Source organism: Microbacterium sp. 4NA327F11 (assembly GCF_005503465.1).
Taxonomy (GTDB): Bacteria; Actinomycetota; Actinomycetes; order Actinomycetales; family Microbacteriaceae; genus Microbacterium; species Microbacterium ginsengisoli.
In genome coordinates, this window is the sequence record NZ_SCOB01000013.1 from 44017 (window position 1) to 69698 (window position 25682).

At 71.1% G+C, this 25682-nt stretch carries 18 protein-coding genes; 4 read left to right on the forward strand and 14 right to left on the reverse strand.

Going from position 1 to position 25682, the window contains the following annotated elements; translation table 11 throughout:
* Positions 1 to 11: 11 nt before the first annotated feature.
* From glmS to coaA, 7 genes are all read right to left on the reverse strand, one after another.
* Positions 12 to 1862, reverse strand: a complete 1851-nt coding sequence (gene glmS / locus FFS51_RS09840) for a glutamine--fructose-6-phosphate transaminase (isomerizing) (RefSeq protein ID WP_045246607.1) — start codon at positions 1860 to 1862, stop codon at positions 12 to 14.
* 48 nt (positions 1863 to 1910) lie between these two features.
* The gene (locus FFS51_RS09845) at positions 1911 to 3566 is read right to left on the reverse strand and encodes a permuted SH3 domain-containing protein (protein ID WP_137878221.1); all 1656 of its coding nucleotides are present in this window, start codon (positions 3564 to 3566) and stop codon (positions 1911 to 1913) included.
* An 84-nt stretch (positions 3567 to 3650) separates the two neighbouring features.
* A complete protein-coding gene (locus tag FFS51_RS09850) occupies positions 3651 to 4493 on the reverse strand; it encodes a DUF5666 domain-containing protein (RefSeq protein ID WP_137878222.1) in 843 nt (280 codons plus the stop codon).
* Position 4494: 1 nt separating this feature from the next.
* Positions 4495 to 5721 (reverse strand): ABC transporter permease, encoded by a 1227-nt coding sequence (locus FFS51_RS09855; protein ID WP_045246286.1) that lies wholly within the window; start codon positions 5719 to 5721, stop codon positions 4495 to 4497.
* Entirely contained in the window at positions 5718 to 6509 is a 792-nt protein-coding gene (locus FFS51_RS09860; protein ID WP_082486256.1) for an ABC transporter ATP-binding protein, read from the reverse strand. Before FFS51_RS09860 ends, FFS51_RS09855 begins: the two co-directional genes overlap by 4 nt.
* Before the next feature lies 1 nt (position 6510).
* On the reverse strand, positions 6511 to 7764 hold the full coding sequence (locus tag FFS51_RS09865; RefSeq protein WP_137878223.1) for an efflux RND transporter periplasmic adaptor subunit: 1254 nt from the start codon (positions 7762 to 7764) through the stop codon (positions 6511 to 6513).
* Positions 7765 to 7988: 224 nt separating this feature from the next.
* The gene (coaA, locus tag FFS51_RS09870; protein WP_045246281.1) at positions 7989 to 8942 is read right to left on the reverse strand and encodes a type I pantothenate kinase; all 954 of its coding nucleotides are present in this window, start codon (positions 8940 to 8942) and stop codon (positions 7989 to 7991) included.
* A gap of 89 nt (positions 8943 to 9031) precedes the next feature.
* Here coaA and FFS51_RS09875 point away from each other — a divergent pair, with 89 nt between their 5' ends.
* Both FFS51_RS09875 and FFS51_RS09880 read left to right on the forward strand, forming a co-directional pair.
* Positions 9032 to 9604 carry a YdcF family protein gene (locus FFS51_RS09875; RefSeq protein ID WP_137878224.1) on the forward strand — a complete coding sequence of 191 codons (573 nt, stop codon included), beginning with the start codon at positions 9032 to 9034 and terminating at the stop codon, positions 9602 to 9604.
* 48 nt (positions 9605 to 9652) lie between these two features.
* Entirely contained in the window at positions 9653 to 10585 is a 933-nt protein-coding gene (locus tag FFS51_RS09880) for a Ppx/GppA family phosphatase (RefSeq protein ID WP_137878225.1), read from the forward strand.
* Between the two features lie 7 nt (positions 10586 to 10592).
* Here the strand turns inward: FFS51_RS09880 and glmM are convergent, their stop codons facing one another.
* The 4 genes from glmM to FFS51_RS09900 form a co-directional block, all read right to left on the reverse strand.
* Positions 10593 to 11948: a phosphoglucosamine mutase gene (glmM, locus tag FFS51_RS09885; RefSeq protein ID WP_137878226.1), complete on the reverse strand. Its 1356-nt coding sequence runs from the start codon at positions 11946 to 11948 to the stop codon at positions 10593 to 10595.
* A gap of 8 nt (positions 11949 to 11956) precedes the next feature.
* Entirely contained in the window at positions 11957 to 12433 is a 477-nt protein-coding gene (rpsI, locus tag FFS51_RS09890) for a 30S ribosomal protein S9 (protein WP_056206062.1), read from the reverse strand.
* A gap of 26 nt (positions 12434 to 12459) precedes the next feature.
* Complete coding sequence (gene rplM / locus FFS51_RS09895) at positions 12460 to 12906, reverse strand: 50S ribosomal protein L13 (protein ID WP_045246273.1); 447 nt, start codon at positions 12904 to 12906, stop codon at positions 12460 to 12462.
* Between the two features lie 204 nt (positions 12907 to 13110).
* The gene (locus tag FFS51_RS09900) at positions 13111 to 20907 is read right to left on the reverse strand and encodes a DUF5979 domain-containing protein (protein WP_212742807.1); all 7797 of its coding nucleotides are present in this window, start codon (positions 20905 to 20907) and stop codon (positions 13111 to 13113) included.
* 335 nt (positions 20908 to 21242) lie between these two features.
* Between FFS51_RS09900 and FFS51_RS09905 the strand changes: the two genes are divergently transcribed.
* Positions 21243 to 21839 carry an arsenate reductase/protein-tyrosine-phosphatase family protein gene (locus FFS51_RS09905; RefSeq protein ID WP_137878228.1) on the forward strand — a complete coding sequence of 199 codons (597 nt, stop codon included), beginning with the start codon at positions 21243 to 21245 and terminating at the stop codon, positions 21837 to 21839.
* A 4-nt stretch (positions 21840 to 21843) separates the two neighbouring features.
* On the opposite strand, the gene FFS51_RS09910 is transcribed toward FFS51_RS09905, so the two are convergent.
* Complete coding sequence (locus FFS51_RS09910) at positions 21844 to 22398, reverse strand: TetR/AcrR family transcriptional regulator (RefSeq protein ID WP_283205735.1); 555 nt, start codon at positions 22396 to 22398, stop codon at positions 21844 to 21846.
* 246 nt (positions 22399 to 22644) lie between these two features.
* On the opposite strand from FFS51_RS09910, the gene FFS51_RS09915 reads away from it, so the two are divergent.
* Positions 22645 to 23913, forward strand: a complete 1269-nt coding sequence (locus tag FFS51_RS09915; RefSeq protein ID WP_249352703.1) for an MFS transporter — start codon at positions 22645 to 22647, stop codon at positions 23911 to 23913.
* 56 nt (positions 23914 to 23969) lie between these two features.
* On the opposite strand, the gene FFS51_RS09920 is transcribed toward FFS51_RS09915, so the two are convergent.
* On the reverse strand, positions 23970 to 24656 hold the full coding sequence (locus FFS51_RS09920; RefSeq protein WP_045246268.1) for an endonuclease/exonuclease/phosphatase family protein: 687 nt from the start codon (positions 24654 to 24656) through the stop codon (positions 23970 to 23972).
* 88 nt (positions 24657 to 24744) lie between these two features.
* Entirely contained in the window at positions 24745 to 25572 is an 828-nt protein-coding gene (gene truA / locus FFS51_RS09925; protein WP_056206069.1) for a tRNA pseudouridine(38-40) synthase TruA, read from the reverse strand.
* Between the last annotated feature and the right edge of the window lie 110 nt (positions 25573 to 25682).

Sequence of the window (25682 nt, forward strand, 5' to 3'; positions counted from 1 at the left end):
GCGCCTCGCGCTCACTCGACCGTGACGGACTTCGCGAGGTTGCGCGGCTGGTCGACGTCCAGTCCCTTGGCGCTCGCGAGCCCCATCGCGAAGATGTGGAGCGGGACCACGGCGAGCAGCGGCTCGAACAGCGGACCCGCCAGCGGGATGTGCAGCACCTCGTCGGCGAACGGGAGGACCGCGGCATCCCCTTCTTCGGCGATGACGATGACCCGGGCACCGCGGGCGCGGATCTCCTGGATGTTGGAGACCACCTTGTCGTGGATGACCGACGAGCCGCGCGGGGAGGGCACCAGCACGAACACGGGCTGGCCGGGCTCGATGAGCGCGATCGGGCCGTGCTTGAGCTCGCCGGCGGCGAAGCCCTCCGCGTGGATGTAGGAGATCTCCTTGAGCTTGAGAGCGCCTTCGAGGGCGATCGGGTAGCCGACGTTGCGGCCGAGGAACAGCACCGAACGGGTGTCGGCCATCCAGCGGGCAAGCTGCGTGGTGCGGTCGTGCTCACGGTCGAGCACCCGCTGGATCTTCTCGGGGATCGCCTCGAGCTCGAGGACGTGCTGGGCGATCTCGGTCGGCGAGAGCGACCCGCGCACGCGCGCGACGTGGAGGGCCAGCAGGTAGAGGGCCGTGATCTGGGCGGTGAACGCCTTCGTCGAGGCGACGGCGACCTCGGGGCCGGCGTGCGTGTAGACGATCGCGTCGGACTCGCGCGGGATCGTCGCGCCCTGCGTGTTGCAGATCGACAGGGTCTTCGCCCCGCGCTCGCGGGCGTACTTGACCGCCATGAGGGTGTCCATCGTCTCGCCGGACTGGCTGATCGAGACGACGAGCGTGTTCGCGTCGAGCACCGGGTCGCGGTAACGGAACTCGTGCGACAGCTCGACTTCGACCGGCACGTTCGCCCACTTCTCGAGCGCGTACTTGCCGACCTGCCCGGCGTAGGCGGCCGTGCCGCAGGCGATCACGACGATGCGCGACACCGAGGCGAACAGCTCATCGAGACCGTCGAGCTCGGGGATCTCCACCGCGCCGTGACGGATGCGGCCGCGGAGCGTGTTGGCGACGGCCTCCGGCTCCTCGGAGACCTCCTTGGCCATGAACGACGACCAGCCGCCCTTCTCGGCAGCCGAGGCGTCCCAAGTGACCTCGAACGGCTCCACCTCGACCGGCTCGCCGTGGAAGTCGGTGACAGTGACGCCCTCGGGCGTGATCGCGACGATCTCGTCCTGGCCGATCGCGAGGGCGTGACGGGTGTGCTCGACGAAGGCCGCGACATCCGACCCGAGGAAGTTCTCGCCCTCGCCGAGTCCGATGACGAGCGGGGAGTTGCGGCGGGCGCCGACGACGAGCCCGGGCTGGTCCTGGTGCATCGCGAGGAGGGTGAAGGCGCCGTCGAGCTTGGCGACCGTCGCGCGGAACGCCTCGACGAGGTCGCCCGTGGCGCGGTATTCGCGGCCGAGCAGCACCGCGGCGACCTCGGTGTCCGTCTCGCTGCGGAACGTGTAGCCGTCGGAGAGGAGGTCGGCCTTGAGGGCGGCGAAGTTCTCGATGATGCCGTTGTGGATGACGGCGAGCTTGTCGTCGTCGGCGAGATGCGGGTGTGCGTTCGCGTCGGTTGGGCCGCCGTGGGTCGCCCACCGGGTGTGGCCGATTCCGGTCGTGCCGTCGGGCAACGCATGAGCGGTGAGGTCGTCGCGCAGCACGCTGAGCTTGCCGGCCCGCTTGCGCATGCCGAGTGTGCCGTCCTCACCGATCACGGCGACGCCGGCGGAGTCGTAGCCGCGGTATTCGAGGCGGGCGAGACCCGCGATCAGGATGTCCTGGCTCGGCCGCGGGCCGACATAACCGACGATTCCACACATGCCGACAATCCTAGGGTCGCCGGCATGTGCGGAATCCGTCAGCGCGGCTCAGCCGCCGGTGCGCGAGGACGACCCGCCGGTGGTGCCGCCCGTGCGGGTTCCGCCCGTGAACGAGCCGCCGCCGAATCCGCCGCCCGAACCGAAACGGCCGGTCGAAGTGCTCGAGTTGCTGGGCAGCGTCGCCTGGTTGTCGGCGAGGACGACCTGCTGTCCGATCTGCAGCCCGCTGACGATCTGCGCCCAGCCGTCGCCCACGGCGCCGACCTGCACCGATACCGACGAGGTCGAGTCGGATCCGCTGAGCACGATCGCCGTGGCCGTGTTGCCGGCCAGACCGCTCAGCGCCGACGTCGGCACCCGCAGCGCGTTGGTGGCGGATGCCACGGTCAGCGCGACGACCGCCTGGGATCCGGTCGCCAGCGCGATCGGAGGGTTGGCGACCGTCACGACGGCGGGATAGGACGGCGTGGAGGCCGTGGACGAGACGGGGAGAAGGCTCACGGTCTCGACGCTGCCCGTGAGGGCCGTCTGGGCACCGTCGGGCGTGACCTGCGCGGCGAGACCCGACTTCACGAGCGACATGTCGGAGATCGGCACGTCGACGGTGATGTCGGCGTCGCCCGCCGCCGAGATGATGACCGCCTCGCTGGTGGTGGCGGTGTCGCCGACCGAGAACGGGATGCTGGCGACCACGCCGCCGACCGGGGCGACGAGAGTCGCATCGGCGAGGTTGGCCTGCGCCGTCGAGACGGCCGACTGATCCTGCAGCACGGCGACGGCGGCGGACGCGACGCGACTCGCCTGCGCGGCGGCCTGCGATGTCGAGGACGTGGTCGACGTGGTCGACGTGCTCGAGCCTGTCGCGCCGTGGCTGGACGTCGAGGACGTCCCGGCGCTCTTCGACGCCTGCACGATCGTCGCGGCGGCCTGGGAGATCGCCGCGCTCGCCTTCGCGATGGCGGTCGTGCACTGCTGGATCTCCGCCGGCGTCGGGACTGAGGGCGATGCCGAGGGGCTGGGGGTGGGCGTCGGGGAATCGGTGGGCGTCGCCGACGGGCTCGGGCTGTCCGTGGGAGCGGGCGTGGCGGTCGGGGAATCGGTCGGCGCCGGCGAGCTCGACGGGTGCGGCGCGGCCGGGGCGAGCAGCGCGGCGCACGCTGCTCCCTCCGCCTTGACCGCGGCATCCATCGCGGTGATCGCCGCCGTGAGCGCGGACGTCGATCCGGACGATCCGCCCGCCGCCGATCCGCCGGAGGAACCCGACGACGATCCGCTCGCGGTGGTGCCACCGGAACCACCCGAGGCGCCGCTCGTCGTGGTGCCCGACTGCGCAGACTCGAGCGTCACCTGGTCGTTGGCGAGCTGCGCCTGCGCGGCCAGCAGCGCCGACTCGAGCGGCGCCGGGTCGATCGTGGCGAGGGTCTGCCCCTCGGTCACCGTCTGGCCCACCGCCACCGGAATGCTCGTCACGGTGCCCGACGTCGCGAAACCGACCGAGGTGTCGCCGAGCCGCTGCACCGTGCCCGTGAGGGTGAGCACCTGCGACACGGCACCGGTGGACACCGCCGCCGTGCGATAGCGGTCGGAGCCGGTCGAGGCCTGCACGGCCACGACCGCGCCGCCCGCGGCCACGATCACGATCACGGCACCGACGGCACTGCCGATGATCCAGGTGAGACGTCGACGCTGTCGCGTGGGAGACATGGGGAATTCTTTCTCGTCAGGCCCGCCGGATCCGACGCGCGGGATGCGCGATCGGGCCGGCGGGCTGTGTCATCGACGGCGAGGTCAGGAGTTCGAGCCGGAGGAGCCCGAGGAGCCGGACCCCGAACCGGAGCCGGAGCCGGAGCCGGAGCGACCTCCGAAGCCGCTCGAGCACGTGCCGTTGACGGGCTGGCTGACGGTGAGCGATGTCGCCGTCAGGGCGCCGGTGTCATCCTTCGTTCCGGTCGCGGTCACGCAGACGCCGACCGCCACATCGCTCGCGGTCCCGGATGCCAGCTGGGTGTAGGTCGTCGAGGAGGACGTCGTCACCGTCACCTGGGTCGACGAGCCGCCGCCCCGCGCCGCCTCGGTCACCACGAACGATCCGTTCGAGAGCGACGCGATCTGTCCGAACGCACCGAAACCACCGAAGCCGCCGGTGCGCGGGGTCGCACTGCCCGATCCGGATGCGGGGCCGCCCGACCCGCCCTGTCCGGCTCCGCCGCCGGCGCCGCCACCGAACCCGGCGGTGCAGGTCGACCCGCCGCTGGAGGTGATCTCCACCGAGGCCGCGGCGACCTGCGTCGCCGGCGTGGCGGACCCGCTGGACCCACTCTGATCCGCACGGACGACGACGCAGTCGCCGGTTGCGAGAGCCGTGGCATCCGCGCTCTTCTGCACCTCGAAGGTGGTCGACCCCGTCCACGTGACCGCCGTCTGCGCGGTGCGCGTCTGCACCTGCGCCGTGCTTCCGTTCAGCGCCGCGACCTGCCCGCTGACGCCCGGGATGCGGGCCGCGCGGCTGCTCGAGGGAGCGGGGTTGGGGGCGGCGTTGCCCGAATCGGTGGCGCCGGCGGCCGAGCAGGCCGACAGCACGATGGCGGCGCCGGCGAGAACCGCCAGCAGACCGGTCTTGGAGTACCTCATGTCATTCGCTCCTCAGCGCGTCGATCGGCGCAAGGCGCGCCGCTCGTCCCGCGGGGTAGACCCCCGCGACGATTCCGATAATCAAAGAGACCAGCAGGGCGCCCAGCGCGACCGGCAGGGAGAGCAGCACGGGCTGGCCGAGCACCGCAGGAAGGGTGAGCGCGCCGATCGTGCCGAGCGCGATGCCCAGGAGCCCGCCGATGAGGCCGAGCACGCTCGCCTCGACGAGGAACTGCCGCAGGATGGCTCGCGGGGTCGCACCCAGCGCCTTGCGCAGACCGATCTCGCGCACCCGCTCGGTCACCGACACGAGCATGATGTTCATCACGCCGATGCCGCCGACCAGCAGCGAGATCGCCGCGATGCCCGCGAGGAGGATCGTGAGGATCTGCGTCGTGGAGGTCGCGGTCTGCAGCAGCGAGGCCTGGCTCGCGACCTGGAAGTCCGCGTTCGAGGCAGTCACCCCGTGCTGGGTCAGCAGCGCATTGTCGGTCTCCTGGTAGGCCGCCGACAGCGCCTGCGTGCTCGCCGCCTCGACATAGATGGAGGAGATCGTCGAGCCGCCCGAGCTGGAGAAGATCGACGCCCACGTGGTCGACGGCACGACCAGCTGATCGTCCTGGTCGCCGCCGACGGTCGAGCCGGCGGTGTTCAGCTCGCCGATGATCGTGAACGGGATGTTCGCGATCGTCACCTGCTGGCCGACCGGATCGCGGAACCCGAACAGATCGGATGCGGTCGTGGACCCGATCACGGCGACGCGCGAGAGGTTGTTCAGATCGTCGTTCGTGAAGAACCGGCCCGACACCACCGACCGGGCGCGCACCGTCAGCCACGTCGGCGTGGTGCCGACGATCGAGGTGGTCCAGGTCGAGGTTCCGGCAACCGCCAGCTGAGAGGTCGTCGACACGGGCGCGACGGCCCCGATGTCGGGCGCGACCGTGGTGTTGGCGAGCAGCGCGGCATCGGCGGAGGTGAGCGTCGAGGCCGAGCCGGCACCGCCGCGCACTCCGCCGACACTCGTCGTGGAGCCGGGAGTGACGACGAGCAGGTTCGAGCCGAGAGAGTTGATCTGCGCGGCGACCTGCTGCTGCGCGCCCTGTCCGAGGCCGACCGTCAGCATGACCGCGGCGATCCCGATGAGGATGCCGAGCACGGTCAGCGCGGAGCGCATCCGGCGGTGCCGGATCGCGTCGAGCGCCGTGCGCAGCGTCTCCGCCCAGTTCATCGTTCGTCTCCGATCGAGGTGGGGTGGTCGGGCAGGTCGGTGGGGGACGGAGCGGATGCCGCGTGCGCGCCCGCCGCGGGGACGATCGCCGCCGCAGCCAGCACGCCGTCCGGGTCTTGCAGCTCGCCGTCGCGGATGCTCACGGCGTACGCGGCACGGTCGGCCACCTCGTGCTCGTGGGTGATGACGACGACGGTGCGCCCCTGCTGATGCAGCTCGTCGAAGAGGGCGAGGATGTCCTCGGTCGAGACGCTGTCGAGGTTTCCGGTCGGCTCGTCCGCCAGGATCAGGCTGGGCTTCGTAACGAGCGCCCGGGCGACCGAGACGCGCTGCTGCTGGCCGCCGGAGAGTTCGTTCGGGCGGTGGTCGATGCGACTGCCGAGCCCGACGCTCTCCAGCGCCTCGATGGCCCGCCGCTTGCGCTCCTCCCGCCCGACACCGGCGTACACGAGCGGCAGCTCCACGTTGCGCCAGGCGGTGAGGCTCGGCAGCAGGTTGAACTGCTGGAAGACGAACCCGATGCGCCGGTTCCGGATCTCGGCCAGCTGCGCCTCCGTGAGGGTGGACACATCGTCGCCGGCCAGACGGTAGGAGCCGGAGGTCGGGATGTCGAGGCATCCGAGGATGTGCATCAGCGTCGACTTGCCGGAGCCCGACGGGCCCATGACGGCGAGGTAGTCGCCCTCGCGCACGGTCAGGCTCAGGCCCCGCAGCGCCTGCACCTCGATGTCGCCGATGACGTACGACTTGCGCACGTCGTCGAGCTCGATGATCGGTTCGCCGAGCATGTCAGTTGCCGCCCGAGGTCGAGGATCCGGATCCCGAACCCGCGCGGCCGGAGCCACCCGTGCCGGAGCCGCCCGCGCCGCCCGAGCGACCCGAGCCGCCGGTGCCGCCGAAGATGCTGGAGCCGCCCGATCCCGATCCGGTGCGGAACGACTGCGTGACCGGCACCACGACCTCCTGACCCTCCGCCAGACCGTTGGTGATCTGCGTCTGGGCCCCGAAGATCTGGCCGAGGGTGACCTGCACGGTCTGCTGCGACCCGTTGTCGCTGACGGTGACGACCGTCTGGCCGTTCTCGGTGCGCACGGCCGCCGTCGGGACGGTGAGCACGTTGTCGAGCTCCTTCGTGATGATGTTCACGCTCGCCACCGTGCCGGCGTACAGCCCGGTCGGCGAGCCCGTCAGCGCGACGGTGACCGGGAACTGGGCGACACCCGCGGTGCTCGAGGTCGACTGCACGCCGATCGACTGCACGGTGCCGAAGATCGCCTGGGTGGCGCCCGTGGGCGTCACCTGCGCCTGCATGCCTGTCTTGATGTTCGCGAGGTCCGCGTTGCTGACCGTGGTGGAGACGACCCATGAGGCGGGCGAGATGACGGTGATGGCCGCCGCCGAGCTCGTCGGCGTGCTCGAGGTCGACGACGTCCCGGTGCTCGTCGAGGTGCGCGACGCCGACGAGCTGCTGGAGGCCGAGGAGGTCCCGCTCGACCCGATCTGGGCACCGACCGACACGTTCACCGCGGCGACGACGCCGGCGATCGGAGAACTGAGCGTCGCCTGGCTGACGGCGGTCTGCGCGAGCTGCAGCTTCGCCTGCGCCGAGGCGACCTGAGCGGATGCCGCGGCCACCTGCGCCGAGGTGCCGCCGGCGGCGGCCGTCTGCTGGGTCTCGGCCTGGTTGAGCTCCGCCTGGGCGAGGGTGACCTGGCTCTGCAGCTGAGTCGGGTCGATGGAGGCGAGCGCCTGACCGGCCGTGACCGTCTGCCCGACCTGCACGTCGACGGCCGTGACGGTGCCGCTGGAGGAGAAGGTGAGGTTCGCGACCGTCGCCGGCTCGATCGTGCCCGACGCCGAGACGCTCTGGTCGTACGTGCCGACGGCGGCCGCGACCAGGCGCTGGGTCGCCGCCTTCGGCGAGAGGAAGAACACCGCAGCCGCGGTGCCCGCTCCTGCCACGACGACGACGGCCACGATGGTGATGATGACTGCCGGCCTGCGCCACCAGCGACGCGAGCGCGGAGAGCGCTTCTTTGCCATGCCTCGGTCCTTTCGAGTGAATCCTCGACGAGGCTAGGAGTGCTCGGCTGGGCTGGCGGGCGGTTGCGCTATGCCGTCTCTATGGATTCGCCTCGCGGGCGAGATCCGCGTGATGACGCGGATCTCGCGGCATCCTGCCGTGTTTTTCGGCACCGTCAGCGCGCATTGCTATGAGATCTTCAGAGTTCTCAGTGCGTCGCCCCACCGCGTGTCGGACGGCGCCCTCAGAGCTTGCGCAGCAGCACCGACTCGACCGCGTGCGAGCGATCCTTGCGCAAGACGAGGCTCGCCCGGTGACGGGTGGGGAGCACGTTCTCGATGAGGTTCGGCAGGTTGATCTCGGTCCAGTACCCCATCGCGCGCTCGACGGCCTCCGCATCGGACAGGGACGCGAACACGTTGAAGAACGAGGACGGGTTGCTGAACGCGCCGCGACGCAGGGCGAGGAAGCGGTCGGTGTACCACTGGGCGATGTCGTCGGGTTCGGCGTCGACGTAGATCGAGAAGTCGAACAGGTCGCTCACCGCGACGTCGTTGGGCGAGGGCGGGGGCTGGAGCACGTTGAGACCCTCGACGATGACCACATCGGGTCGGTGCACGGAGATGTGGGCGTCCGGGACGATGTCGTACCGCATGTGCGAGTAGAACGGCGCCTTGACCTCCTCGGCGCCCGACTTGACGGCGCTGAGGAAGTCGACGAGGCCGCGCCGGTCGTACGACTCCGGGAAGCCCTTGCGGGCCATGAGGCCGCGTCGCTCGAGTTCCGCGTTCGGGTAGAGGAACCCGTCGGTGGTGATCAGCTCGACGCGGGGCGTTCCCGGCCACCGGCTCATGAGCTCACGCAGAAGGCGCGCGATCGTGGACTTGCCGACCGCGACGGAGCCGGCCACGCCCACGACGAACGGCGTCGTCGTGTCGGGCTCCCCGAGGAAGGCGCTCTCGTCGGCGCCGAGCCGCTTCGTCGCTGACGCGTAGAGCGAGAGCAGCCGGCTCAGCGGCAGGTAGACCTCGCGCACCTCGGTGAGGTCGAGGCGGTCGCCGATGCCGCGCAGCTGCACGACCTCCGCCTCGGTCAGCGGCTGCTCCATGCCCGCCGCGAGTCGCGACCAGTCCGCGCGACCGATCGCGCGGTAGAGCGTGGGCGCGAGGGTCTCGGGCGAGGCATCGTCGACGGGCACGGGGTCAGCCTAGCGGCGCGGGCCGGCGGCCCCCGCTGCGCTAGCATCCGTGACAGGAGCGCACCGGAGCCGCCGAAGGGAGGCTATCGATGCGTGAACGGCGGGTGGTCGTCATCGCGGCCATCGCGATGGGCGTGGCGGTCGCGCTCGCCCTCGCCGGGTTGCCCCTCTACGTCTTCCCCTCGCACCCGGCGGTAGCGCGGGCGGACCTCGTCTACGTGATCGGGCCGCCCACTCCGGCCCGCATGGCGGACGCCCAGAAGCTGCTCGACGAGGGCGTGGCATCCCATCTGCTGGTCTCGGTCGGCGGGGGGATGCCGGCGTCGACCGTGCCGGAGTGCGCGCGCCCCGACGTGACCTGCGCCACGCCCGAACCGTTCACCACGAAGGGCGAGGTCGCCCTGCTGCAGGCCTACGCGCGCGATCACGCCGCGCAGAGCGTCGTGGTGCTCACCTTCACCCCCCATGTCGCCCGTACCCGCTACATCTTCGGACGCTGCTATGCGGGCGACGTGACCGTCGTGCCCGTCGAGGAGCGCCTCGATTTCGGGCAGTGGGTGTATCAGTACCTCTACCAGTCGACGGCGTTCGTGAAGGCATGGCTCCTCCCGTGCGCCGAGCCGATGAGCGCGGTCCCCACGCCGGTCGCGACGGCGGGGTAGAGTCTCGGCGCTCCGCGACGGCGGGCGGGCGCCGGATAGGCTGACCGCGTGCGACTCGGCGTTCTCGACATCGGCTCGAACACCGTCCATCTGCTCGTCGCCGACGCCCACCCGGGCGGCCGCCCCTTGGCGTCGACGAGCACGCGCACGGTGTTGCGACTCATGCGCTTCCTGACCCCCGACGGATCGATCAGCGAGGAGGGCGTCGCCGCCCTCGAGCAGGCCGTCGCGGACGCCGCCCGGGTCGCCCGGGAGCAGGGCGTCGACGAGCTGCTGGCGACCGCGACCTCCGCGGTGCGCGAGGCGACCAACGGCGACGGGGTCATCGCCCGCATCGAGGCGGCCCTCGGACAGGAGCTGCAGGTGCTCGGGGGCGAGGTCGAGGCGCGGTACACCTTCCTCGCCGTGCGCCGCTGGTTCGGCTGGTCGGCGGGACAGGTGCTGCTGTTCGACATCGGCGGCGGGTCGCTCGAGATCGCGGCGGGCGCCGACGAGCTGCCGGAGGCCGCGGCATCCGTGCCCCTCGGCGGCGGACGCATGACCGTCGAGTTTCTGCACGACGACCCGCCCGGAGAGGACGCCGTCGAGCGGCTGCGCGCACACGCAGAGCAGACCCTCGACCCCGTGCTCGCACCCTTCCGCGCCCTCGCGCGCCCCGACCACGTCGTCGGGTCGTCGAAGGCGATCCGCTCGCTCGCGAAGCTGGCCGGCTACCCCGTGCCGGGCTGGTCGGGCATCGAGCGGATGCTGCTCCCCCGCGCCGCGCTCGGCTCGTGGATTCCGCGGCTCGCGCGCATCCCCGCGTCCGCCCGGCAGGAGCTGCCGGGCATCACCGCCGACCGCACGTTCCAGATCGTCGCGAGCGCCGTCGTCGTGCACACCGCGATGCGTCTCATGGACGTCGACGAGCTCGAGGTGAGCCCGTGGGCACTGCGCGAGGGCGTGCTGCTTCGCTACATCGAGTCGATGGCCTGGAGCTGAGCGGGACTCAGTTCTCGAGGCGCTCGCGCACCACGTCGGCGAGGGTGGCCGCGATGCGCTCGGCGGTGGCGGCATCCGCCGCTTCGACCATCACGCGTACGAGCGGCTCCGTACCCGACGCCCGCAGCAGCACCCGGCCGGTGTCGCCCAGCTCCGCCTCCGCAGCCGCGACCGCGGCCGCCACCTGCGCGTCGGCCACGCGGGTGCGATCGACGTCGCGCACGTTCACCAACACCTGCGGGTAGACCGTCATTGTCGATGCGAGCTCGGCGAGCGAGCGTCCGGTGCGCGCCATCTCGGCGACGAGGTGCAGACCGGTCAGGAGGCCGTCACCCGTCGTCGCGAAGGCGCTCATGATCACATGGCCGGACTGCTCGCCGCCCAGCGAGTAGCGGCCCTGGTTCATCGCCTCGAGCACGTAGCGGTCGCCGACCGCGGTCTGCAGGACTCGGATGCCGCGATCGGTCATGGCCCGATGCAGGCCCAGGTTGCTCATCACGGTCGCGACCAGGGTGTCGTCCGCGAGCGCGCCGCGTTCCTTCATCGCGACCGCGAGGATCGCCATGATCTGGTCGCCGTCGACCACACGCCCCGCCGCATCGACAGCGAGGCACCGGTCGGCGTCGCCGTCGTGGGCGATGCCGATGTCGGCGCCCAGCCGCACGACCTCCGCCGCGAGCGAGTCGAGGTGGGTCGAGCCGACGCCCTCGTTGATGTTGAGCCCGTCGGGGTCGGCGCCGATCACCGTCACACGGGCGCCCGCGTCGCGGAACGTCTCGGGCGAGACTCCGGATGCCGCGCCGTGCGCGCAGTCGAGCACCACATGGAGGCCGCCGAGGCGATGGGGCAGCGAACGCAGCAGGTGCAGGACGTAGCGGTCCTCCGCGTCCGCGAAGCGGCGGATACGACCCACGCCGGCGCCGGTCGGCTGCAGCTTGGGGCCTGCGAGCGCGAACTCGATGCGCTGCTCGACGTCGTCGGGGAGCTTCACACCGCCCCGCGCGAAGATCTTGATGCCGTTGTCGGGCGCGGGATTGTGCGACGCGGAGACCATCACGCCGAAGTCGGCGTCGGTGTCGGCCACGAGGAACGCGGCCGCCGGGGTCGGCAGCACTCCGGCGTCATCGACGTCGACGCCGGAGGAGGCCAGACCGGCCGCGATCGCCGCCGCGAGGAACTCGCCGGAGATGCGCGGATCGCGCGCGAGCACCGCGCGTGGGCGTCGCCCCGCGGCACGCCGCGCCTCGGCGGAACGGCCCTGGCCCAGGACGACCGCGGTCGCCTGGGCCAGGGTGAGAGCAAGATCGGCGGTGAGGGGGCCGTTGGCCAGCCCCCGCACGCCGTCCGTGCCGAACAGCGCCATGGAGCGGATCAGCGCTTCGAGTACTGAGGAGCCTTGCGCGCCTTCTTGAGACCGGCCTTCTTGCGCTCCTTGACGCGAGCGTCACGCGAGAGGAAGCCGGCCTTCTTGAGGGTCGGGCGGTTGTTCTCGGCGTCGATCTCGTTGAGCGCGCGCGCGATGCCGAGGCGCAGCGCGCCGGCCTGGCCCGAGGGGCCACCGCCCTGGATGCGGGCGATCACGTCGTAGGCGCCCGCGAGGTTCAGCACCGTGAACGGGTCGTTGATGAGCTGCTGGTGCAGCTTGTTCGGGAAGTAGTCCTCGAGCGTGCGGCCGTTGACCGTGATCGAGCCGGAGCCCGGCACGAGACGGACGCGGGCGATCGCCTGCTTGCGGCGGCCGACGGCCGCACCCGGCACCGAGAGAACGGGGCGGGGGGCGTCGACGACCACGTCGGCCGGGGTCTCGGTCGAGTAGTTGTTGTCGGTGGAGTCCTGGATGTTCGCCACGAGTGTGTCCTTTGGGTGAGCGGCGCTTACTGGGCGACCTGGTCGAAGGTGTAGGCCTTGGGCTGCTGCGCGGCGTGCGGGTGCTCGGCACCCGCGTAGACCTTCAGCTTGGACAGCTGCTGACGACCGAGGCTGTTCTTGGGGAGCATGCCGCGGATCGCCTTCTCGACGGCGCGGACGGGGTTCTTCTCGAGGAGCTCGGAGTAGGCGACCGCCTTGAGACCGCCCGGGTAGCCCGAGTGGCGGTAGGCGAGCTTCTGCTGGAGCTTCTGACCGGTGAGGGCCACCTTCTCTGCGTTGACGACGATGACGAAGTCGCCGGTGTCGACGTGGTTCGCGAAGGTGGGCTTGTGCTTGCCGCGGAGGATCGCGGCAGCGTGCGAGGCGAGGCGGCCGAGCACGACGTCGGTGGCGTCGATGACCAGCCATTCACGCTGGATCTCGCCTGCCTTGGGGGTGAAAGTGCGCGTCACAGTTGTGCTGCTTTCTGTATCGAACGGAGAGGTTCGTGAATCCCGCTCCGGGGTGCTTGTGCGAGGGATGTTCGCGCAAGACGCCAGTGGAGGGCTCACGTTCGCGGTGACGCCCAGCAAGGCGCACCAAAGGGAGAGTCTACGTCATCGGGATGCCGCGGCCAAATGCCGGTGCGCAGATCGCTGCGCACCGGCATCCGGTCATCAGGCGCTGCGGCGCCTGCGCACCCACAGCAGGAGCCCGCCGACGAGCAGCAGCAGTCCGCCGCCGATCGGCACGAGCACGTTCATCGCGGCACCGGTGTAGGCCAGCGGCGGCTCGAACTCGTTCTCCACGACGATCGACGAGTCGTCACCCGTGAGGGTGATCTGGGCGCTCGCCGACGTGGTCACCGTCGTGCCGACATGGATGCGGGTCGCCGTGGCACCGCCCGTGTCGGTCTCGGTCAGGTCGCACACGGTGCCGATCGGGACATCCGAGATGGTCAGCGTCGCCGCCGCCGTCCCGCCGATCTGCGCGGTGACGTCGCGCAGTGTGACGCCCGCCGGATACACCGTGCTCGTGTAGGTGCACACGACATGCACCGGGAAGGTGCGGGTGATCCCGATCGACCCGAGTCCGCTCAGCTCCTTCGAGATGACGACCGGGGCGACGTCGAAGGCGTTCGTGAACGCCACCGTGCTCTGGTCGGCGGCCGACACGTCGGGCAGCGGCGAGAGGGTCGCCGTCGTGCCCGTCACCGCGGGCTGCGTCACGCCACCCTCGGTGACGGCCACCGTCGTGCGCGCGGCGCCGGCGGCATCCGTCTCCGTCACGCGGCAGTCGGCGCCCTCGGGAAGACCCGTCCAGGTGAACGAGCCGCCTGCGGCGATGCTCTGCGTCAACGGCTCGGTCGCAGCCACCGCGGCCCCGTTGAACGTGCAGGCGAGCGCGACCTGGAACGGCCCGTAGGTGAGCGGATGCCCCGTGGCATCCGTCGCCTGCGAGTCGACCGTCTTGGTGACCGTCACCTGCGCCAGTCGGAAGGTGTTCTGCACCTGGAGCGCGGGCTGCGCCTGATCGCCGACCGAGAGCACGGTCGGGTCGGTCGCGACGGTGAAGGTGTAACCCGTCGCCGCGTCGGCCAGCGGCGCGCCCGTCGCGGACTGGATCTCACTCAGTCCCGCGCCGCCCGCGTCGGTCTCCCGGAGGATGCAGGAGGATCCGCTCGCGATGCCCGTGTAGTCGGCCACGGGGGACGCCGCATCGACGATGCGCGTCGCCCCGCCGGGCAGCACGACCGACTCGCCCCCGCGCGTGCACGCGAGGTCGAACGTGAACTGCGCGGTGCCGTACGTCGCCGCCCCCGCACCGGCGAAGGTCTTCGTGACCTGGACGGAGCCCGTCAGGTACCAGTTCGTCAGCGCGACGGTGGCCAGACCGCTCGTGGGGATCGTGACGACGCCCGTCGTCGTGTCGGTTCCGTCGTTCGGCGTGATGACGACCGCGTCGGCGCCGAGGAGCGCGTTCTCGGTCACATCGCACGTGGAGCCCGCGAGGATGCCGGTCACGGACGCCGTCCACGCGCCTGACGCGCTGAGCGTGCGGGTGGTGTCGACGAGCGTCTGCCCGTTCAGCGCGCACACCACGTGCGCGGTGAAGGACTGAGTCTCACCGAACTGAGCCGCGCCGCCCCCCTCGAACGACTTCGTGAGCGTGAGCCCGGCGACGTCGTAGAGGTTCTCGAACGACACGGCGTTCTGGGTCGCCCCACCGGCGCCGTTCGGGCTCAGCTCGGGGATGTCCGCCGTGCGCGTGGCCTGGTCGGTGGTCGGGGTGACCGTCGGGTTCGTGACGTCGACACTCGTGACCGTGCTTTGCGCCGAGAGCGGGTCGGTCTCGGTCACGGTGCAGTGCGCACGGGCGGGCAGGTTCGTGAACGTGCGCGATCCGCCGTCATCGAGCGTGAAGGTGGTGCTCAGCACGCTCGCGCCGTTGAAGGTGCAGTCCACCGAGAAGCCGAAGCCCGTGGGGATCGGGAAGCCGGTGCTCGCGGTGACGGTCTTCGACACCGTGAGGCTCGCGTAGTCGTAGACGTTCGTCACTGTCTGCAGCTGCAGGGGCGTCGTGCCGGAGACAGCGGTGATCGACGCGGGACTCACCGAGGACGCCGCCCCCGAGTTCGACTCGACGAACGCACAGTCCGCACCCCACGGGAGCCCGCCGACGGTGACCGGAACGTTGGCGGTCAGAGCCGGCACCGTCGGCAGCGACGCCGAGGCGACGCTCACGCCGTTCGATGTGCACTGCAGCGAGCCGGAGAAGGTCGTGGGCACCCACGACTCCCCCGCGGCATCACCCGTGACGGTCTTCTCGATCGTGATGCTTCCCGAGGCGAGCGCCGCGCCGACGACAGGCACCTCGAACGGCAGCAGCGTGACCGAGGAGCCGCCCGCGGTGTAGGTGGCCCCGGTCATCGCCGAGTTCCAGGCGATGGGGTTGGTGCCGCTGTTGACCGCTGCCGGCGGGGCATCCGTCGGGAAGCTGAGGGTGAACGTCTCCCCCGGTCGCAGCGCGTGTCCGCCGCCGGCGAAGTCGACGACCGCGTAGATCGCCGTCACCGTGCTGAGGTCGACCGACGAGTCGAGCGGCTTCCAGTACCCCGGCGGGCAGCTGCCCCCCGGGTTGAGCACGTCGTCGCAGAGCGCGGTGCCGGGCGTCACGCTCGAGTAGTAGTAGGTCGCCGTCGCGCCCGGCGCGACCGCGGCCTGCAGGGTCGGCAGCGCGCTCAGGGTCGGGTGCCATTCGGTCGTCGCGGACGGCAGCGTGATGCCGCTCGCGCCGGAGTTGGGCAGGTACAGGATGCTCGAGACGGTGTCGAGCGAGTAGGTGCCCTGGTTCGTGTACTGCCCGCGCCAGGTGTTCACGGCTCCGGGCTTGGTGATCGGCGCACAGTGCCCGGAGTAGAAGCCGTCGCTGGTCGCGTCGGCGCTCGAGCAGGGCGTGGAGTTCGACGAGGTCACGCCGAGGCTCGCGTCATCGGCACGAACCTCTTGATACATCCCGAGGTTCGCGAGCGGCAGCACGCTGACGGCGGCCGACGTCGAGCAGGTGTCGCTGGGCGGACCGGTCAGGTTGCACTGGTCGAACTGGCGCTGGCCGTCGAGCGAGTAGGTGTTCGTGATGACCTGGCCGGCGAGCAGACCCGGGCGCAGGCGCATCGGGAAGCTGATCGTGTACGTCTCGCCGAGGCCCAGCGCGGTGCCGGACGCGAACGAGAAGCGGATCGCGATCGGCTCCGGCGTCGAACCCGTCGAGTACGTCACGTGCACGGTGACCTGCGACGGATCCACCGGCACCGACGTGTACGGCGCGCCGGGGGCGGTGCCGCCCGTGCGGGCGAAGGTGTAGGACGACGCGTTGGTCGGATCGACGCCCGCGGGGAACACGTAGTCGGGGGCACCCGCCACCGCCGTTCCCACCGGCAGCGTGTCGGTGATGACGGGGTCGATGATTGGATACTGACCGTTGTTTGTGGTCGCCAGTCCCACCGTGAAGGTGGTGGCGGGCTGCATCGTGCCGGACGGGGTCTTCACGAGGCGGGCTTCGGTGGGCAGATGCAGGAAGTGCATGGTCGCCGATGCGGTGTCGACCGCGTCGACTCCGTTGCCGGGCACGCCGCTGGCACGGGCCTCGACACTGTTCGGGAAGCTGCCCGCGGCGGTCGTGCCCGGCGCGGGGCTGTTGCCCGCCAGATCGGTCGGCACGGGACCGCCCGTGACGAGCGCCGTGCGGCGCTGGATCGAGACGGCCGCTTTCAGTGTGGGCGTCGCGGGGTTCTCGAACAGCAGCAGGGCGGCTGCCGGGTCGTTGACGGATGCCGCGGCGACCCGCTGATACGTGAAGCGCACGCCCTGGATCGCGCCGTAGGTCACGAGGCCGCCGCCGGCGAGGGTGGCCGTGCTCGATGCGGTGCCGCCCGGGAGGGCGGTGCGTGCCTGCGCGGCGGACTTCCACGCGGTGCTGGCGGTGCCGACCACGGTCTGCCAGGTGCCGCCGGTGAGCGTCAGGGAGTTGTCGGGGGCGACCGCGTAGGTGCCACCGGTGAGCACCTCGACCATGACCCGGTTGGCCGGGCTCGCGATCGCGAAGGTGGAGGCGAGACCGGCGAACGAGTACGCGTTGAAGAACGCGGGCGACTGGTCGGTCAGCTGCACCTGGTTGCTGCGCGCGGTTCCGCCCGGCGTGCCGGCGATGTTCATCGTGAACGTGTCGGACTCGTTCTCGTACTGCTGGCTGTCCGGGGCGAAGCTCTTCGCGGCCGTCACGGTGCGGGTCTGGGTGTTGGTGATCTGCATCGCCGCGCTGTCGCAGTCGATGACCGTGTTCGGTGCCGGGCTCGGTGTGACCGGCGAGTCCGCGCAGGTTCCCGCGGTCTCGATCGACGGGTCGGCGAGCTGGCCGATGAGCGTGTTCGGCACGCTGCCTGCGGCGACCGCGGTCGCCGGGTCGGAACGGTACGTCTCGCGCAGCTGCAGGTCGATCACGATGCGCAGACGCCCGTTGGTGTTGCCGGAGGTCGTCGGCTGGATGCGCCCGGTGCTGGTGGCGGAGATGCCGACCACGTTCACGAGATCGGCGGCGGTCAACGCGGTGGCCTGCGCGATCGTGTACGGGGACGAGGTCGTGCCGTCGGCGTAGGTGAGGATCAGCTCGGTCGCGGTCGCGCCCTGCGGTGCGGTCACTCCGGCGATGTCCGTCAGCGTGAACGCGTCGAACGCGCTGCCCGCGAAGGCGGCGTCGCCGGGCAGCACTCCGGGTGACGGCTCCGTCGCGGTGATCGAGTTCACCAGCTGCGGGCCGTTGTTGGTGACGTCGAGGGTCGCCCGCGTCGACGGGTAGTCCGCGGCGGGCGTTCCCGACGGCGGCACGCCGATCGGACCGCCCGACCAGGTCTTGGTCGTCGTGATCGTCGCCGTCGCGTTCAGCAGTGCGATGTCCGCACCGTCGGTCGTCGAGAAGCCGTCCGCACAGACGCCGGCGACGAAGTCGGTGAGGCAGGCGTCAGAGGTCACCGTGTTGTGGATCTGGCCGGGCGTCGACGTGTTGTACAGGTCGTTGTAGAGCACCGGCGTCGTGCCGTCGGAGCGCAGCACGTCGCGCAGCTGGAAGGTCAGCGTGATCGGGCGCCGGTTCTGCGTCGCCGTCACCCCGCTGCCCACGGCAGGCTGGGTGAGCGAGCCCGGCGTGAGCACAGACGCCCGGTTCGGGCTCTCCTCGAACAGGAAGCGCACGCCCGTCGTGGTGGAACGCTCACTCGCACTCAGCGTGTACCCGGGGAAGACCGTCGAGCCCGACGTGGGGCCGTCCCACGAGGTCGCGCCGGAGATCGTGACGGGAGTCCACACCCCCGTCTGGCCGTTGAACAGCTCCACGGCGGCGAGCGTGTCGTAGGCGATGGCCGGGTCGGAGGTCTTCGTGATCGGCGCGATCCGGGTGAGATCGAACGTGTTGAAGAACGAGGTGCCCAGCGACGCCGAGGTCGCGGGCCCACCGGCCGCGCCGGTCTCGGTGACGTACTGCTGGGCGATGCCGGTCAGCCCCCCCGTCGACCAGTTGAGGGTTCCCGTCGCGGTGGCCTGCGTACGCTCCGTCAGCGCGATCGGGTTGAGCGACTTGTCGACGAGGTCGGGGCCTGTTCCGCTCCCTCCCCCGAGCGGAACCAGGTTCACGACGGCGCACGGCGAGGTGTTCGCCGTCGTCGCCGAGAGCGCGGGGCTCGTCGCCGAGGCATCCGCCGATCCGCAGTTCGCGCGCTGCACGACGTCGGTCGTGCCCGATCCCGGTCCGGGGATGGTCGCATTGGTCGGCACCGACCCGATCGGGGTCGAGCTGGACCGGGTCACGGCCCGAGTGGTGAAGGTGATGTTCGGCTGGAAGGTCGAACCCGGGGCGAAGCTCTGCCCACTCAGCGCGTCGTAGACGAAGCGGAGCCCGGTGATAGACCCCGACAGTGAGGAGGGGATGTCGATCGTGCGGTACTGCGGCGGAGCGGTCAGGCCGATCGCTCCCGGCAGGTTCGTCCACACGCCCGGCGCAGTCTGGTACTGCACGGTGAGGCTGGCGTTCCCGGGGATGCCGAGCTGCGTGAGCTGGGTGGCGTCATACAGGTCCCACCAGTCGGCCGACAGCGCGTCGGAGTCGGTCACGACGACCTGGGTGGGGTTCACCGTCGTCGCCGGGAATCCGGCGACCGTCGCGGGAATCTGCGCGATGAACTGCTGGCCGGCGGTGAGGTATCCCTGACCCGGCGTGATCGTCTTCGCGACGGTCACGCCGAGACGGTCACCGTAGATTGAGAGCGTGTCCTGCGCGTGGGCCGTCGCCGTGCGAGAGGGGTCGTCGACGGCGACACCGGTCACATCGACGGCGTTGACCACGTCGGTGCGGTCGGGAAGCGGCGTGGGACGCGAGGTGTTCGCGATGAACGGCAGCTTCGCCTCGGCGCCGGGGACGATCCCGCCGGTGGCCGTGGAGGAGAAGGTGACCGTGAAGCCGACGACACGCGTCGCGACATCGGGGGCGGGGATCGTGTCGGCCGTCGTGGTCGAGAGGGGCGCCGAGGTCGTGTTGTCGGAATACGTGTAGACGATGGTCGCCGAGGTGGCGCCGTCGGGCCACTGCACACCCGTCGTGCTCGTGCCGACCTGCCCGAAGCCCGCGAAGGTGAGCTCGTCGGCGAGCGGGTTCGGGCTCGTCGTCGCGGCGCCCGGCTCGGTGATCGACAGGGAGCGGAGCCCGACGGTCCCCGCGTTCGTCGCGCCGAGGCGCACCGTGGTGGGGTCGCCGGCCTTGACCTGGTCGGCGTCGAAGGTCTTCGCCGCCGTCACCTGCAGTCCGTACGGGACGATCTGGTAGTTCTTGCTCACGAGCGGCGAGTTCGCCGTGAGCGTGCCGAGCGTCGCGCTCGCGGTGATGCTGTTGCTCACGGTCGTCGCCGGCAGGCCCGCGACGTTCGCGCGCTGGGCGAGGGCGATCGCGGCGACTCCCGCAGCGCCGCGCTCGATGGCGGCCGCAGTCGCGCCGGTGTAGGTGAAGCGCACGCCGTAGACGTCCGCCGGGTCAGGCGCACCGGTGGCTGGGTAGACCGGCGGACCGGCGCCGGTGTAGACGGTGTGCCACTGGCTGTCCAGCGACGAGTAGACCTCGGCGGTGACGCCGGTCGCGCCCGCGGGCAGGGTCATCGCGCCGAACCCGGTGAAGGCGAGGTAGTGGAACGGGCTCGTCGCGCCGGTCGGCGGGTTGCCGGGCCCGGCCGGATCCTGCACGACGAGGCTGTCGGCGGGGCCGTTGGTGGTGTTCGTGCCGGTGAGCGTCAGGGTGGTCGTGAGCCCCGGGGTGTTGAAGTTCTGGGTCGGGGAGAACGACTTGTCCGCCGTGGCTGCAGGGGTCTGCGGCACGACGGGAGTGACGGTCGCGGTGCTCGACTTGGGGTCGGCGTTCGCCGAGGCGATGTTCGCGGTGTTCGGAATCGTCGTGCCGTCGATGGTCCACGGCGCGTTCGGCGACACCCGCACCTGGATGTCCATCTGGTACGACCCCAGCGGCAGTCCGGTCGACGCCGATGGAGTCTGCACGGCGGCGGTGAAGGCCAGCACCACCTGGGTGCGGTCTCCGACCGCGGAGGTCGTGACGGTTCCGGCGGCGGTGCCCGGGAACGAGCTCACACCGACGTAGTCGATCCACTCGGGCAGCAGGTCGGTGATGGTCGTGGTGTCACATCCGGTGACGCCCGTGATCGAGGTGCCGCAGCTGAAGTCGAGCCGATACGAGAACGACGTGCCCGGCGTGAGCGGCGTGCTCGGGAGGATCGCCGTCTTGACGATGCCCTGCGAGGCGTTGATGGTGGCGGCCTGCGCGGGCGCGGCGATCGCGACGAGGCCCGCGGCGATCACGACGACACTGACGGATGCCGCGGCCACCGCGACCACACGACGACGGAAAACAGAGAACAGGCGCACCGAGACACCCCCCCAATAGGCGCGACGGCTCGCGACACACATCGTCGCTCGTCATCACGTACGGCGCACGCCCGTCTCGGGTGACGAGCGGCGAAGGCCCCCGACATGCGTGAGCCGACCCCCCTGAGCAAAGTTGCGGCGCCCGGAGGGGTACCCCCTCACTATCGCACAGGTTTGCCGGATCGGCACGTGCGCTCAGGTGTGCCGGATCGGCACGTGCGCTCAGGTGTGCCGGATCGGCACGTGGCGGCGCGTCGGGAGGCGTCATGCGGCGACCGGGCGCCATCCGCCATCGCTAGACTCGCGTCGGATCGCGGCGGGAAGGGGCGGCTGCAGTGATCGAGATCCTCGTGGTGTGCACAGGCAACGTGTGCCGTTCGCCGTACGCGCAGCTGGTGCTCACCGAGCGGCTGCGGGGGCTGGACGTCGTGGTCTCCAGTGCAGGCGTTCGCGCGCGCACCGGCGCGACGATGACCCCTGAGGCCGTCGACCTCGCGGTCGCCGCGGGCGTGCCCGAGGAGGCCGCCGCGGCGCACGCGGCGGTGTGGCTCACCGAATCGCACCTGCGCACCCCGGACGTCGTGATCGGGATGTCGCGGGAGCACCGCCGTGCAGTCGTGGAGCTGGCGCCGTCTCGGCTGCGGTCGAGCTTCACCGCTCGGGAGCTCGCTCGGCTGGCCGCCGCCGTGGGCGACGACGGCCTGCGCGCCGCGGCGGCCGCCGCGGGCTCCGTCCCCGCCCGCCGTGTCGAGGCGATGCTGGCGCGGCTCGCGACCGCGCGCGGTGAGGTCGAGCCTCCGGTCGATCTCACCGAGGACGATGTGATCGACCCCATCGGGCGGTCACGCGCGACCTACGAGCGGGCGGCGGCGGAGATGGGCCCGGGGATCGACGCGATCGGCCTGCTCGTCCGTCTCGCCCTCGAGGCCTGAATGCTCACACCGATGCGCCGAGCGAGCGCTCGACCGCACGCCAGCCGTCGGTGAGCACGGCGAAGCCCGCCTCGCAGACGCCGACGGGGTCGTCGCTCTCGCTCGCGAGGATCTGGATCTGCAGCACGAACCTGCTGTAGGCGCGTACCTCCGGCGACGGTTCGTCGACGCCCGCGTCGGCGGCGATCACGGCTGCCAGTGCGTCTTCATGGCGCAGCCACATGCGTGCCGCGTAGTCGCGCAGAGCGGGGGTCGCGTTGAGGAACTCCATGAACCGGCGCGACACCGCATCGCCGTGCTCGACGACGTTCGCCGCGATCTCCGCGAGGTAGAAGTCGTGCAGCGCCGTGTGGACGGAGACGCCGGGGCCTCGGTCCCGCACCGAGGCGATGAGCTTGTCGCGCTGCTCGTCGTCCTCGTCGAAGACGAGCGCCTCCTTCTGCGGGAAGTGTGCGAACACCGTCGTCGGCGAGACATCCGCGGCATCGGCCACTTCGCGGATGCTGACGTTCGCGAACCCGCGCTCGAGGAACAGCATGGTGGCGGTGTCGGAGATCAGCTTGCGCGTCGCGCGCTTCTTTCTTTCGCGCCGGCCCTCCGGCGCAGGGGAACTTTCGCGCCGACCCCCCGGCGCAGGGGAATTTTCGCGCCGACCCTCCGGCGCAGGGGAACTCTCCTGCCGACCGTCCGGCGCGGGGGAACTCTCGCGCCGGCCCGGCTGCTCAGACGTGCTCATGCCGCCAGTCTAGCCAGATCGAGTTCGAAACTGTATTGACAACAAAACTGGTATCAATACAGTTATCGCATGACCTCCTCCTCGACCAGCCCGAGCAGCGACCGCCGCGCCTGGATCATGCTCATCGTCCTGACGATGCTGACCACCGCCGGCATGACCGTCGTGCTCCCCGTGCTCCCCTTCGTCGTCCTGCGCTACGTGTCCAACGAGAGCGACCTCGCCGTGTGGGTCGGCGTGCTCGAAGCCGTCAACGGCCTCTGCGCCTTCCTCATCGCACCCTTCCTCGGTCGCCTGTCCGACCGCTTCGGTCGCCGACCCGTCATCATCGTCGCCGCGCTCGGCGCGGCCGTCAGCATGATGCTGTTCGGCATCGGCGGCGCTCTCTGGGTGCTGCTGTTGGCCCGCGTCATCCAGGGCGCCACCGCCGGAGACCTGCCCGCTCTGTTCGCGTACCTCGCCGACATCACCCCGCCCGAGAAGCGCGCCCAGCGCTTCGGCCTGCTCGGCGCCCTCTCCGGCATCGGCACGATGGTGGGGCCGGCCGTCGGCGGCCTGCTCGCCGCGATCAGCGTCGAGCTGCCCGTCTTCCTCACCGCCGCGGTGTCGTTCGTGATCGCGCTGCTGTGCATCTTCCTGCTGCCCGAGAGCCTGCGCCCCGAGAACCGCATCGCCTCGATCCGCGTCGCCGACCTCCACCCGTTCGCCGTGTTCCGCGAGGCCTTCGGCCGCCGCGAGCTGCGCGGCCTCATGATCGGCTTCGCGCTGCTCGCGCTGCCGTTCGGCATGTTCGTGAACAACTTCAGCGTGATGGCCTACGACTCCATCGGCTGGGGTCCGACCGCGATCGGCTTGCTCATCGCCGCGGTCGGCATCGTCGACATCATCGTGCAGGGCGCCCTGCTCGGCGTGCTGCTCCCCCGCATGGGCGAGCGCGCGGTCATCGTCAGCGGCATCATCGGCCAGGCACTGGGACTCGCGGCCCTCGCGCTGGTCGCCTCGGTGCTCGCCCAGCCGTGGGTGTTCATCGCCGGATCGCTCCTGCTCGCCGCGGGGCAGGGTGCCGCGCAGGCCGCGATGGACGGCGCGATGTCCAACGCGGTCGGCGCCGACGAGCAAGGCTGGCTGGGCGGCGCGACGCAGTCGCTCAACGCCGCCATGAGCACGGTGGCGCCGCTCCTCGCCGGCGCCCTCTACGCCGTCGTGAGCCACGCGGCGCCCTACTGTCTGGGGGCGCTGCTCATGGTCGTCGCCGCGGTCGTCATCGCCCGGGCCCGCTTCACCGATGCGGCTCGCCTCCCGCGTGCGGCGTCGCCGAGCGCCGTGGATGCCGCGGCCTGACCCGCACTCCTGACGCCGGCGCCCACCCGCGGTGACGCGGCGACGGGCGCCGCGACTCAGGCGGCGATGCGCGCCGGGTCGGGCTGGGCGGTCACGAGGATCGGGAGGTGATCGCTGAGCCCCTGCGGGAGTGTGCGGATGTCGGCGATCGTGAACCCCGACGAGGTGGCGAAGTCGTAGTGCCCGCGGAAGAACCGGTAGCGCGTGTAGGTGCGGGAGTCGCTGAGGCTCAGCTCGTAGCCCTGGTCGCGCACGCGCTCGCCCAGCTTCTCCTTGAAGACGGGGTAGTTGTAGTCGCCGACCATGAGCGTCGGCAGTCCCGGGCCGAGGTCGGCGAGCTCGGCGAGCGCCGTGCGGATCTGATGGCGTCGCAGCGAGTTCAGCGCCGTGAGGGGGGCGGCGTGGAACGAGGCGACGAGCAGCTCGCTGTTGTGGTCGATGTCGCGCAGGCGCACCCCCAGCATCCGCTCTTCGGCGGGCTTGAGCACCATGTCGTGCAGCGACTTCTTCAGCGAGATGGCGCGCACCTCCTGCAGCCGGAACGTGCTCTCGCGGAAGTAGACCGCGAGACCCAACCGGTTGCGCTGGGTGGCGTCGGCGAGCACGAGGCCGCCGAGGCGATCGGGGAGGTCGGTGGTGTCCGCCTCCTGCAGGCACAGCACGTCGGGGTCGTGCTCCGCGACGCGGTGGATGAGCTCGCCGGCGGCCCGGTGCTTGCGCAGGTTGTAGGAGATGACCTTCATCGTGCTTCCACGATAGGCCGGTGCCGGCGCGGCGCCGGGCGCACGGTGGATCTCACAGGGTTCGCTCATGCGTCGCCGAAGGACGCGCTCAGTCGAGCTCGCGGCGGGCACGCGTCTGGTCGGCGCGCGCGGCGAGCAGGTCCTCGGCGGGGTAGCCGACCTCGGCGAGGGTGAGCCCGTGGGCAGCCAGCACGGGGAACGCGCTCGTGCGCACCGCCTCATCTCGCAGCCGCACGAGGTCGTCCGGCGCGAGGCGCCCCTGCCCGACCGCGACGCAGGCGCCGACGAGGGCGCGCACCATGCTGTGACAGAAGGCGTCCGCGCGCACGTGCGCGACGAGCGTGCCGGTCTCGTCGCGCCGCCACGAGTAGTCGAGCAGCGTGCGGATCGTCGTGGCCTCCTCGCGCGGCTTGCAGTAGGCGGCGAAGTCGTGGAGCCCGATGAGGGCGCGGGCCGCGGCATCCATCGCCTGCTCGTCGAGGCGTGCCCGCACGAAGGTGGTGCGCGTGCGCTCGAGCGGGTCGTAGCCGGTGACCTCGTCGGCCACGCGGTACGTGTAGCGGCGCCACACGGCCGAGAAGCGGGCGTCGAAGCCGTCGGGGGCGATCGAGGTGCGGTGCACGACGACATCGGGGGAACGTCCGAGCACGCCGGTGATCTTGCGGGCGAGCTGGTCGACATCGCCCCGCCCGGCGTCGAGCCGGCGGTGCTGGATCTCGTCGAGGTCGAGGTGCGCGACCTGTCCGCTCGCGTGCACGCCCGCGTCGGTGCGTCCCGCGACCACGAGGCGCGGCTCGCCGCCGAGCACGCGCGCGACCGCACCCTCGAGCACGCCCTGCACCGTGCGCAGACCCGGCTGGCGCGCCCAGCCCGAGAAGTCAGCGCCGTCGTAGGCGAGATCGAGACGGATGCGCACGCCGAAATCCTAACGAGCGGCTGCAGACACGCCCCGGCGCCCGCTCGGGCCGACACGCCGACGCTCGAACCCCGTCGCACCGCCGACGTAGACTCGGTGGCCGACCCCGG